11 protein-coding genes are annotated in these 11,963 nt (G+C 69.9%); 10 read left to right on the top strand and 1 reads right to left on the bottom strand.

Features of this window, described 5'->3' with window-relative positions; all coding sequences use genetic code 11:
- The first annotated feature begins 373 nt into the window (after positions 1-373).
- The 6 genes from ACFTZL_RS30870 (at position 374) to ACFTZL_RS30845 (ending at position 7,556) form a co-directional block, all read left to right on the top strand.
- On the top strand, positions 374-682 hold the full coding sequence (locus ACFTZL_RS30870; RefSeq protein ID WP_123996587.1) for a hypothetical protein: 309 nt from the start codon (positions 374-376) through the stop codon (positions 680-682).
- 209 nt (positions 683-891) lie between these two features.
- Positions 892-1,725, top strand: a complete 834-nt coding sequence (locus tag ACFTZL_RS30865) for a hypothetical protein (RefSeq protein ID WP_382589184.1) — start codon at positions 892-894, stop codon at positions 1,723-1,725.
- Positions 1,715-3,052, top strand: coding sequence for a hypothetical protein (locus ACFTZL_RS30860; protein WP_382589181.1), 1,338 nt, complete (start codon positions 1,715-1,717; stop codon positions 3,050-3,052). Before ACFTZL_RS30865 ends, ACFTZL_RS30860 begins: the two co-directional genes overlap by 11 nt.
- The gene (locus ACFTZL_RS30855; RefSeq protein ID WP_382589178.1) at positions 3,049-4,605 is read left to right on the top strand and encodes an SCO6880 family protein; all 1,557 of its coding nucleotides are present in this window, start codon (positions 3,049-3,051) and stop codon (positions 4,603-4,605) included. Before ACFTZL_RS30860 ends, ACFTZL_RS30855 begins: the two co-directional genes overlap by 4 nt.
- A 6-nt stretch (positions 4,606-4,611) precedes the next feature.
- Positions 4,612-6,024, top strand: a complete 1,413-nt coding sequence (locus ACFTZL_RS30850; protein ID WP_382494720.1) for an ATP-binding protein — start codon at positions 4,612-4,614, stop codon at positions 6,022-6,024.
- A gap of 11 nt (positions 6,025-6,035) precedes the next feature.
- Positions 6,036-7,556, top strand: a complete 1,521-nt coding sequence (locus ACFTZL_RS30845; protein WP_382589175.1) for a type IV secretory system conjugative DNA transfer family protein — start codon at positions 6,036-6,038, stop codon at positions 7,554-7,556.
- Positions 7,557-7,562: 6 nt separating this feature from the next.
- On the opposite strand, the gene ACFTZL_RS30840 is transcribed toward ACFTZL_RS30845, so the two are convergent.
- Positions 7,563-8,105 (bottom strand): GNAT family N-acetyltransferase, encoded by a 543-nt coding sequence (locus ACFTZL_RS30840; protein ID WP_382589172.1) that lies wholly within the window; start codon positions 8,103-8,105, stop codon positions 7,563-7,565.
- Positions 8,106-8,199: 94 nt separating this feature from the next.
- Here ACFTZL_RS30840 and ACFTZL_RS30835 point away from each other — a divergent pair, with 94 nt between their 5' ends.
- Genes ACFTZL_RS30835 through ACFTZL_RS30820 form a run of 4 tightly spaced genes read left to right on the top strand, consistent with a single transcriptional unit; the run spans position 8,200 to position 11,833 of the window.
- A complete protein-coding gene (locus tag ACFTZL_RS30835) occupies positions 8,200-9,120 on the top strand; it encodes an ATP-binding cassette domain-containing protein (RefSeq protein WP_382589169.1) in 921 nt (306 codons plus the stop codon).
- Positions 9,117-9,896, top strand: a complete 780-nt coding sequence (locus ACFTZL_RS30830; protein ID WP_382589167.1) for an ABC transporter permease — start codon at positions 9,117-9,119, stop codon at positions 9,894-9,896. The genes ACFTZL_RS30835 and ACFTZL_RS30830 overlap by 4 nt, the downstream gene beginning before the upstream one ends.
- Before the next feature lie 24 nt (positions 9,897-9,920).
- Positions 9,921-11,165: a sensor histidine kinase gene (locus tag ACFTZL_RS30825; protein WP_382589164.1), complete on the top strand. Its 1,245-nt coding sequence runs from the start codon at positions 9,921-9,923 to the stop codon at positions 11,163-11,165.
- Positions 11,162-11,833 (top strand): response regulator, encoded by a 672-nt coding sequence (locus tag ACFTZL_RS30820; protein WP_382589161.1) that lies wholly within the window; start codon positions 11,162-11,164, stop codon positions 11,831-11,833. Before ACFTZL_RS30825 ends, ACFTZL_RS30820 begins: the two co-directional genes overlap by 4 nt.
- Positions 11,834-11,963: the final 130 nt, after the last annotated feature.

Raw genomic sequence — 11,963 nt, 5'->3', positions numbered from 1 at the left:
GTTCGCCGCGTTAGGTAGCCTTCACCCGGAGAACACGGGCGCGACCTTTCACCCGACCGACCGTCAAAAACGGTCCGCAAAGGTGACACAGGACGTAAAAAGGCACAACGACGGAACCTCACGACAGGTTTCACTCAGGCCTCATTGCCCGTCGTGACCTGCCGTGATACACAGAGTGACCATACGATCCTTCGCACACCGTCCGTCGCCTCCCCTAGGGGCCGGCGCGGAACGGTGGCAAGGTATTCGTACGAAACCCGCCAATCAATGACGCCAAGTCGACATCCGACAGCGTCATTGTCGGCGAGAATGAGGCCTGACCTCTGCACGACCGCAGAGGGTGCGGAACTACCCAACAGGGGCGGTGACTTACATGCTCTTTGCGGCCGATAAGGGAGACATCAACACGATCATCGGCGGGATCGCTCCGGACTGGGGCCCCTTCGGCAGCCTGGGCAACGAGGCCAAGGTGATGATCGAGGTCGTGATGGCGGTCGCCATCCTGCTCTGCCTCGGCCTCGCCATCTGGGGCGCGGCGAAGCAACGCATCGGCGCGACGGCCCTCCGGGACACCTTCAGCGCCGAACAGGGCAAGGGCCTCATCATCGCCGGCCTCACAGGAGTCTTCATCATCGGCTCCCTCGGCACGCTGTTCACCATCGTGTACGGCATGGCCGTGTAGCCCGGGCACCGTCCGCCCGGCCGGGCACGCCCGGCTCCCTCTCCATCCCACCCGCCCGTCGTGCCCACCGGCTGAGGTTGCGTTTCCCTGATGTCGAGTCACCACACCGCGCCCGCGCGGGAACCAGCACGGCTACCGTCGTACGAGGAGTATGAGAAGTACGACCGGTACCAAGTGTTTCCGCACGACGTCGAGGGGGCGTACGCGGCATGAGTCTCGGTGACGAGCACGAGGCCTCCGGCGGCTACGGCGGCACGGGCCAGACCCGCACCCGCCTGCCCGACAGCGACCCCGACGCCTACGGCACCCCCCGCCGCGGCCCCCGCTCCTCGTCCCGAAGCCTGGTCACGGTGGTCGGCGTGGTGGTCCTCCTCCTCGCGGCCATCGCCTTCGCGAACCGCGGCGGTGGCGATCCCGACAAGACCGACTCATCCGCCGACAAACCGAAGACATCGACCACGGCGCCCTCGGGAGAGAAGCCGGTGGCGTCCAAGACGGGCGAGATTCCCACGGGCTACCCCCAGAGCGAGCAGGGTGCCCAGTCCGCAGCCACCAACTACGGCATCGCCCTCGGGTCGGCCGACATGTACGACGCCGGGAAGCGGCGCGCGATCGTCAACACCGTGTACCCACCCGACGTCGCCGCCACCCAGATGCCGGCGTTCGACCAGGTGTACTCCAAGGAGAGCTTCCTCGAGAAGATCGGCCTGACGAAGGACGGCACGGCACCGAGCGGTCAGACCTTCATCTCGCGCGTCATCCCGGTAGGAACCAAGGTCACGGCCTTCAACCACAGCACCGCCACGGTCGCGCTCTGGTACACGTCCCTCTTCGGCCTGTCGGGCGAGACCTCCAAGAACCCCGTGACCGAGAGCTGGTACACGACGACCTACGAGTTGAAGTGGGTCGATGGCGACTGGAAGGTCACCGACTCCACCCAGAGCGACGGCCCAGTCCCGGTCGGGCGCGACCAAAGGGCCTCCACCGCAGAAGACATGACCAAGGCTGTCGAGGAGTACGGAGGGTTCACCTATGCCCGCTAGGCACCACGTACTCAAGCTGGCCACCGCGGTCACAGCGGTGCAGACGGCCACGGTCCTGTTGGCCACCCGTGCCTTCGCCGCGCCCACTCCCTCCCCGTCACCGAGCAACAACGCGTGCGATCTCCTCCGGGGCGAGGCCAGAGAGATCTGCGAAGGCGACACCGGCAGCGGCGGCGGAGGGGGCGGCGGCGGCACCTCCCGCCTCGACCCCACCTCCACCCTCGACCCCCTCTCCTCCCTCGCCAAGGGCTGCGCCGAAGCCGCCTCCTGGACCGTCGACAAGCTCAGCGTCGCCGTGAAGGAGACGGCCAACGTCGACTTCACCAACCCCAAGTTCCTCCAGCAGTACGCCGTCGTCTTCGCCGCCTCGACGGTCCTCACGCTCCTGCTCTGGCTCCTGGCCGTCGCCAAGCGAGCCGTCCGCGGCGTGCCCCTCGCCACCGCCATCGGCGAAGCCATCGGCTTCCTCTGGCTGACCGTGCTGGCCTCCGCCTTCACCCCGCTGATCCTCTACACCGTCGTCTCGGCCACGGACGGCATCACCGAGGTCCTCGCGAAAGCCACCGGCGACCAGACCGACGCCTTCTTCGGCACGTTCTCCGAGGCCCTCAAGAAGGGCGAGGACATCGGCGGCGGCCCGATCATGCTGATCGTCGTCTCCCTGGTCAGCATCCTCGCCGCCGGCGTCCTCTGGCTGGAGCTCGTCATCCGCGCCGCCCTGCTCTACGTCGGCGCCCTCCTCGGCACCGTCGTCTACGCCGGCCTAGTCGACAAGAACCTGTGGGGCCACGTCCGCCGCTGGGCGGGCATCATGATCGCGGTGATCCTGATCAAGCCCGTCATCGTCATCGTGCTCGGCCTCGCCGGCGCGCTCTCCGCCGACGACGGCCCGGACGCCTTCTCCGCCGTCGTCTCCGGCCTCGCCATCATCCTGCTCGCCATCTTCGCCAGCGCGATGATCTACCGCTTCGTCCCCGGCTTCGGCGACGAGATCGCCGGCTCCCGCAACAACCGCCTCATGCAGGGCGCCGAGGGCAAGGCCGCCGCGGTCATCAGCTCCCCGGCGACCCTGGTCGCGCAGGGCATCAAGACCCACAGCTCCCGCGCGGACAACAAGGGCGGCTCAGGCGGCCAGTCCTCCGCCCCCCGCCCCTCGAACCCCGCCTCCGGCGGAGTCGCCGCGCACAGCTCGCGCCCCTCGAACGGCGGCGGCGGATCTGTCCCCTCCGCCGCACCCGCACCCCGTTCGAGCAGCCCCGTCAACACTCCCCACGCCAGCAACACCCGCAACAGCAGCAGCAACCGCACGGGAGGTGAAGGGCGTTGACGACCGAGTCCCACGTGTCCCATCCGGTCACGCCCCGCCGTACATATCTGATCGGCCGCGCCCGGCCGAACGCGATCATCGGCCGCAACCGCGAGACCGGCGAGATCGCCCTGATCGTCGTGGGCGCGTTCCTCGGCATGATGTGCGGACTCCTCGTCCCCGTGCTGTCCCTGCGCATCGTGCTGCTGGCCGGGTTCCCGATGCTGGCGCTGGCCGCGGTGTACGTGCCGTTCAAGCACCGCACGTTCTACAAGTGGTTCGAGATCAACCGCAGCTACAAGCGGACCCTCAAGCAGGGCACCACCTACCGCTCGACGGCCGTCGAGGCCGGCACCCGGCTGGACGGCCGTGAGGTCGAGGTCGGACCGCCCCCGGGCATCGGCCGCGTCACCTGGCTGGCCGCCCCCTTCGGACCCGACGAGATCGCCGTACTGCTGCACGCCGACCGCAAGACCGTCACCGCCGCCATCGAGATCGAGGGCCCCGGCGTCGGCCTGCGCGACTCCGAGGACCAGGAGGCCCTGGTCGACCGCTTCGGCACCCTGCTCAAGCACGTGGCCAACGGCGACGGCTTCGTCACCCGCCTGCAGATGCTCGCCCGCACCCTCCCCGCCGACCCGGACGCGCACGCCAAGGACGTCTCCCTCCGCGGCGACGAGAAGGCACCGCCGTGGCTGCAGCAGTCGTACGACCAGCTCCAGTCGATGGTGTCGACCAGCAGTGAGCAGCACCGCGCCTACCTCGTCGCCTGCATGCACTACACGCGCGAGCTCGCCGCCGAGGCCAACGCCATGGCCCGCGCCGCCCGCGGTCACGGCAGCAAGGTCGACCGGGACGCCGGACTCGCCGTCGTCATGGCCCGCGAGCTGACCGACATCTGCTCGCGCCTTCAGGAGGCCGACATCCGCGTACGGCAGCCGCTCGGTCAGGGGCGACTGTCCTCGCTGGTCCACTCCATGTACGACCCGGACCACCCGATCGACCACATCCAGGCGATGTCGAAGCGCAATGCCTGGCCGGCCGAGCTGGACGCCATGGAGCCCACATATCTCCAGGCCAAGACCCGGGAGTCCAGCACCCGCGCCCCCTGGTGCCACGCCACCGCCTGGGTGAAGGAGTGGCCGATGACCCCCGTCGGCGTCAACTTCCTCGCCCCGCTCCTCGTCCACACCCCGGACGTCATCCGCACGGTCGCCGTCACGATGGACCTCGAACCCACCGAGGTCGCCATCGAGCGCATGCTCACCGAGAAGACCAACGACGAGGCCGAGGCGTCCCGCGCCGCCAAGATGAACCGCACCGTCGACCCGCGCGACGTGGCCGCGAACTCCCGGCTCGACCAGCGCGGCGAGGACCTCGCCAGCGGCGCCGCCGGCGTCAACCTCGTCGGCTACATCACCGTCTCCTCCCGCACCCCCGACGCCCTCGCCCGCGACAAGCGGACGATAAGGGCCTCGGCCGGAAAGTCGTACCTGAAGCTGGAATGGTGCGACCGCGAGCACCACCGCGCCTTCGTGAACACCCTTCCCTTCGCCACCGGCATTCGGAGGTAGGACCTGATGCGGGACCCGCTGTCCGTCCTCACCGACGCCTTCACGTCCTTCCTCTTCGGAAAGGTCGAGACGACCAGGCTCCCGGTGCGCACGTCCACGGGCCAGGCCCAGGCGGTCTACCTGCCGACGGCGGCCCCGGGCCTCGGCGACTCCGGCGTCATCATCGGCCGCGAGGTGTACTCCGGAAAGGGCTACATCTACGACCCCTTCCAGCTCTACGGCCAGCAGCTCCCCGCCCCCCACTGGCTGGTCCTCGGCGAGTCCGGCAACGGCAAGTCGGCGCTGGAAAAGACGTACGTCCTGCGCCAGCTCCGCTTCCGCGACCGCCAGGTCGTCGTCCTGGACGCCCAGGGCGAGGACGGGGTGGGCGAATGGAACCTCATCGCCCAGGAGCTGGGTATAACCCCCATCCGCCTGGACCCGATGGCCGCCCTGGACATGGGCATCCGCCTCAACCCCCTCGACCCGGCGATCACGACGACGGGCCAGCTCGCGCTGCTCCGGACGATCATCGAGGTCGCGATGGGCCACGGCCTGGACGAACGCTCCGGCTTCGCCCTCAAGGTCGCGCACGCCTACGTCAACGAGACCATCGTCGACCGCCAGCCGGTCCTCACCGACATCGTCGAGCAGCTACGGCACCCCGAACCCGAGTCGGCCGAGGCCATGAACGTCGCCATAGACGACGTACGCGCCTGGGGCCTGGACGTCGCGCTGGTCCTGGACCGTCTCGTCGACGGTGACCTGCGCGGCATGTTCGACGGCCCCACCACGGTCGGCATCGACCTGGACGCCCCGCTCATCGTCTTCGACCTGTCCCACATCGACCGCAACTCCATCGCCATGCCCATCCTCATGGCGATCGTCGGCGTATGGCTGGAGCACACCTGGATCCGCCCCGACCGGAAGAAGCGCATCTTCCTGGTCGAGGAGGCCTGGCACATCATCAACAGCCCCTTCGTGGCGCAGCTCTTCCAGCGCCTGCTGAAGTTCGGCCGACGGCTGGGCCTGTCCTTCGTCGCGGTCGTCCACCACCTCTCGGACGTCGTCGACGGCGCCGCGGCGAGAGAGGCGGCGGCCATCCTCAAGATGGCGTCGACAAGGACGATCTACGCCCAGAAGGCGGACGAGGCACGGGCGACGGGCAGAGTGCTGGGCCTCCCCCGCTGGGCGGTCGAGATCATCCCGACCCTCACCCCGGGCATCGCCGTCTGGGACGTCAACGGCAACGTCCAGGTCGTCAAACACCTGGTCACGGAGACCGAACGCCCCTTGGTCTTCACCGACCGCGCGATGACCGAGTCCTCCGCCGACCTCGCGGACGACGACGCCCTGCGCGCCGCCGAACTGGAGGCGGAGGAACGGGCCGCGGCCTTCGTGGAACACCACCTGGGCGACTCCGAATCGACGGTGGCGTAGAGGGAGAACGCGTGAGACCGGACGACCGCCGCACCCAGCGGGACAGCCAGGGAGGCATCCCCGACGGCCTGCTGATCGGCATACTCGCGTTCCTCCTCGGCATGACCCTGCTGGTGTGGACGGCCACCGGCCTCGCCGCCTGGTTCGCCCACGGCTCCTGGCCGTCCGGCGTCACCTTCACGCACACCCCCCTCGCCATGCGCGGCCTCATCGCCCAGCCCCACGACATCCCCGGCGCCTGGCCGGACACACCCCCCGGCGAGCTCTCGGGCTACGGCCTGTTCTGGGGCCTGCTCATCGGCCAGTTGATGATCCTGGTCGTCCTGACGATCTTCGTGATGGGCACGCTGGCCCGGTGGAAGGCGGTCCGGTCGAGGCGCCGGGAAGAAAGGCTCCTGGCAGCGGAGGAACGGCCGGCGCCGACGCAGCACGAGGTGCCGGTCCCGGCGCAGGAACCCGTGTCCACGGCGGTGCAGCACGAGGTACCGACACCCCGCTCCCAGCCCCTGGAGCCGGCACCAGTCCCGACGGCGCCGCCCGCCCCAACCCCGACGGCAACCGCCCCGGCGCCCCCGGCACCTCTGTTCGCCCAGGAACAGGTGGGCGGGTGGGAAAAGATCCTCGTAGCCCCAAGGGAAACCCGCCGAACCACCGCAGCCCAAGCGGTACGTGACGCGGAAGGCCCCGCCCTCGTCGTCACGTCGAACCCCACCCTCTGGCACGACACGAAAGACGCCAGAGCCAAACTGGGCCCCACCCACCTCTACGACCCCGCCCACCTCTGCGACACCCCGTCCCGCCTCCACTGGTCCCCCACAGCCGGCTGCGAGGACAAGGCGACGGCGACCGCGAGAGCCACCGCCCTCCTCGCCCCCGTCCGCCCCACCGCCAAGCTGGACCAAGCCCTCAGCGACACAGCCGAGACACTCCTGCGGAGCTACCTGCACGCCGCAGCCATCGACGGTCGCACCATCCGCCACGTCCACCGCTGGTCCCAGGGCACCCAGATCCAGGACGCCGTACGCATCCTCCGTACGAACCCCAAGGCCGCCCCCGGCGCCGCCGGCGAACTCGAAGGCGCTCTCACCGCCCACCCCGAACGCCGGGACATGGCCCAGCAGTTGACCACCCGCGCCCTCACGGCCCTCTCCACGGTCAATATCCGCGAAGCCTGCACTCCCAACCGAAGTGATGCCCTCGCCTTGGATTCCTTCGTCCACGAAGGGGGCACGCTTTATGTGGTGGGGGAATCCATCGAGGACCCCAGGACGAATCCGGGCGCGATGCCCCTCCTGACGGCCCTCGTCTCCAGCGTGGTCGAGCGCGGCCGGCACATGGCCGAACGGTCATCCTCCGGTCGCCTCGACCCACCAATGACGCTCGTCCTGGACGACGTCGCGGCCGTGGCTCCGCTTCCCCAGTTGCCGGAGCTGCTGTCCACCGGAGCGGACCGGGGCATGCCGACCCTGGCCCTGCTCCGGTCCCGCGAACAGGGCCGCGCCCGCTGGCCGCACGACGAACTGCCTGTCTAGGCCCCGTCACTCCCGCTCGAGCACGAACTCCAACTCCCGCTCCCCCGCGTCCCCCAGCGGCACGGTCACGCCGCTCGGCAGGAACCCCGCCCGGCGATAGAACCGCTGCGCCCGCCCGTTCTCCTCGTGCACGATGAGCCGCACCCGCTCAAGACCCTGCGCCCAGGACCACTCCAGGGCCGCGTCGAACAGCACCTCGGTCAGCCCGCTCCCGCGCTCCTCGGGCCGTACGAACACAGCGACGACATGCCCCTGCTTCCGCTCCACCTCGAACCCGGCCCAGTCCGTCGTCCCGGGCTCCTCCACGAGCACGGTCAGCGTCCCCACCCACTGTCCGTCCGGCCCCTCGGCGATGACCTGCTGCACCGCGTCCGCCCCTTCGGAGGCCCGCGCGGTCCGTTCCTGCCAGAAGGAGTCCGGCTTGGCCACGGCCTCCTCGTACGTCTCCAGGAAGGCCAGGTGCGCCACCGGGTCCCGCAGCGCCGCGAGCCGCAGCTCCTTCGCCGCGGGCCACTCATCAGCACGGACGGACCGGATCACATAGCTCATGCGGGCCACGGTAGTACCCGGGTACGACACCCCTCACCCCGATTACCGCCGCCGGTCCGACGCCCGCCGCCCCCGTACGCACGAGCATCGAAGCATGCTGACGGCACACGAACTGACCAAACGCTACGGCGACCGGACGGTCGTCACGGACCTGTCCTTCACCGTCCGCCCCGGCACGGTCACCGGTTTCCTCGGCCCGAACGGCGCCGGCAAGTCCACGACCATGCGGATGATCCTCGGCCTCGACGCCCCCACCCGCGGCCACGCGACCGTGGGCGGACGCTCCTACGCCGCCCACCCCGCGCCCCTCACCGAGGTCGGCGCCCTGCTGGAGGCCCGCTCGGTCCACCCCGGCCGCACCGCCTACCACCACCTGCGCGCCCTCGCCCACACCCACGGCATCCCCCGCGCACGCGTCGAACAGGTCCTCGCCCTCACCGGCCTCACGGACGTCGCCCACCGCCGCGTCAAGGGCTTCTCCCTCGGCATGGGCCAACGCCTCGGCATCGCCACCGCCCTCCTCGGCGACCCGGCCACCGTCGTCCTCGACGAACCGGTCAACGGCCTCGACCCCGAGGGCGTCCTGTGGATCCGCACCCTCCTCAAGTCCCTCGCCGCCGAGGGCCGCACGGTCTTCGTCTCCTCCCACCTGATGAGCGAGATGGCCCTCACCGCGGAGCACCTGGTCATCATCGGCCGCGGCCGCCTCCTCGCCGACACCACGGTCACCGACTTCGTACGCGACTCCGGCGCGGGCACCACCAAGGTCGTCACCCCCGAGGCCGGCACCCTCGTAGGCCTTCTCACCGCCCCCGGCATCGACATCACCGCCGACACCCCCGGCACCCTCCAGGTCCGCGGCACCGACGCCGAACACATCGGCCGCACGGCAGCCGCCCACGGCATCCCCCTCTACGAACTGACCCCGAGCACTGCCTCCCTGGAGGAGGCCTTCATGGATCTCACCCGCGACGCGGTCGAGTACACGGCGACCCTGGAAGGAGCGGCAGCATGACCACGACAGCCCTCCCCTGCCGCGTGACCCCGGCCCGCGTCCTGCGCTCCGAGTGGCACAAGCTCTGGACGCTGCGCTCCACCTGGATCACCCTCGTCGTGACCAGCCTCCTCACCGCCGCCATGGGCGCGGGCCTGGGCGCCTCCTACGACGGTTCCGGCGAAGGCGAGATGGACACGGTCCTCTTCGTCCTCCTCGGCACCCAGTTCGCCCAGATCAATCTCGCCGTCCTGGGCATCCTGGCCACCGCCGGCGAGTACTCCACGGGCCAGATCCGGGCCACGATGACCGCCGTCCCTCGCCGCCTGCCCGTCCTCTGGTCCAAGGCCGCCGTCCTGGCCGCGGTGGCGTTCCCCCTCACCCTGGCGACGAACCTCCTCACCTTCCCCCTCGCCCAGTCCTTCCTCTCCGGCACCGACCAGTCCGCCGCCCTCGGCGACCCGGGCGTCCTGCGCGCCCTCGTCGGCAACGCGGCCGGCCTCACCCTGCTCGCCGTCCTCGCCCTCGGCATCGGCGCCCTGCTCCGCTCGGTCCCGATGGCCATCGGCGCCTTCATCGGCCTCGTCATGATCCTCCCGGAGATCCTGGCCATGCTCCCGTACGAGTTCGTCGACGACGCCGTCCGCCACTTCCCCGGCAAGGCCCTGGAAGCCCTCACCACCGCCCAGCCCATGCCCGGCGCGATCTCCCCGAGCGCGGCCCTGCTGACCATGCTCCTGTGGACGGCGGCCACTCTGGCGGTAGCGGCGACGGTCCTGCGCCGCCGAGACGTCTGACACGCGGTACCGAGAGCCATCACGATGGACCCCGTGACGGAAGCCAGGGCGCCGGAGCCCCTCACCGAGTACGCCCACCGCATCACCCGCAAGGTGCGCGCCTTCGACCGACGCCACCCGCTGCTGTGGGACCTGCACTTCACCGGCTTCTGGGTGATGGCGGCCCTGATCGACTACGGCGGCGGTGGCTGGCGCCACAACGCGCACAACCTGGACGTCCCCGGCTGGCTCCTGTTCACCCTGAGCCTCGGCCTCTCAGTACCCCTGCTCCGCCGCCGCACCCACCCCGGCACCGTCCTGGCCGCGATGGTGCCCTTCGCCCTCGTCAACGCATGGACCGGCGCCGCGCTCCAAGCAGCCCTCCTCCAGCTTGCCGTGATCTACCACATCGCGCTGCGCCGTGCCCTGCCCGACCTGTGGTGGGCCACGGCCCTGGTGATGGCCCCGGTCCTCGTATCGGTCACCCGCTACGGCGAGGGAAGCTGGGACCAGCAGATCGGCTCACAGCTGATGTCCATCACCGTGGCCGCCCTCATCGGCATCACGGTCCGCACCCGCCGCAACTACACCGAGGCCCTCGAGGACCGCGCCCGCCGTCTGGAGACCGAACGCGACCAGCAGGCCCAACTCGCCACGGCTGCCGAACGCGCCCGCATCGCCCGCGAGATGCACGACATCATCGGCCACAACCTCTCCGTCATCACAGGCCTCGCCGACGGCGGCAGATACGCCGCCGCCAAGTCCCCCGAGCGTGCCGGCCAGGCCCTCGACGCCATCGCCACCACGAGCCGCCAGGCCCTGACCGAACTCCGCCGCCTCCTCGACGTCCTACGCGAGGAGGAGAAGAACCAGGCAGAACTGGCACCCCAACCCGGCCTCACCGACCTCGACCAGCTCCTCGACGGCGTACGCTCCGCAGGCCTCCCCGTCCGCACCACCACCCACGGCAGTCCCACGCTCCCCCCGGGCCGCCAGCTCACCGTCTACCGCGTCATCCAGGAAGCACTCACCAACACCCTCAAACACGCCGGCCCCGGCGCCACCGCGGAGATAGAGCTGTCCTACGAGGAGAAGGCAGCCGTGACCGTGCAGATCACGGACACAGGCAACGACCGCGGGGCGGACGGGCCTCCCCGAGACGGTCGTGGACTTCCCGGAATGCGCGAGCGAACCGCCCTGTACGACGGCACACTTGAGGCCGGCCCACGCCCCCACCCGGAGCAGGGCTGGCGCGTTCGACTCCATCTCCCGGAGGAAACCCCGCAGTGACCACGGTCCTCATCGCCGACGACCAGCCCCTCCAGCGCTTCGGCTCCCGCATGCTCCTGGAGAGCCAGGACGACATGACGGTCGTCGGCGAGGCCGCGAACGGCAGCGAAGCGGTCCGTATGACGGCGGAGCTCCATCCCGACGTCGTCCTCATGGACATCCGCATGCCCGGCCTGGACGGCATCGAGGCGACCCGCCGCATCGCCGCCGCCGGCGACCGCACTCGCATCCTGATCGTCACCACCTTCGACCTGGACGAATACGCCTACGCCGGTCTCCGCGCCGGCGCCTCCGGTTTCCTGGTCAAGGACGCCCAGCCCGAGGAACTCCTCTCCGGCATCCGCGCGGTGGCCACCGGCGACGCGGTCGTCGCCCCCAGCCTGACCCGCCGCCTCCTGGACGCCTACGTCCATCACCTGCCGACCGACCCCTCGGCTGAGGACCTGACACAGGAGGACGCACGCCTGGCTTCCCTCACCGACCGGGAACGGGAGATCCTCACGGTCATCGGCCAGGGCTGGACGAACACGGAGATAGCCACACGCCTCCACCTCGCCGAGTCCACAGTGAAAACCCATGTGGGCCGCATCCTCGCGAAAACGGGCTCCCGGGACCGCATTCAGGCGGTCATCCTGGCGTACGACACGAAATTGGTTGAGCCGTCGTGACGGGTCCTGAACTGCCCTGAAACGCAAAAAAACCCCGCATCCGAAGATGCGGGGTTTTCTTGAATAATTGTTCGGCGGCGTCCTACTCTCCCACAGGGTCCCCCCTGCAGTACCATCGGCGCTGTAAGGC

Origin of the sequence: Streptomyces sp. NPDC056948 (assembly GCF_042674225.1) — a bacterium.
GTDB classification, from domain to species: domain Bacteria; phylum Actinomycetota; class Actinomycetes; order Streptomycetales; family Streptomycetaceae; genus Streptomyces; species Streptomyces purpurascens.
This window is presented reverse-complemented; position numbering and strand designations above follow the sequence as displayed.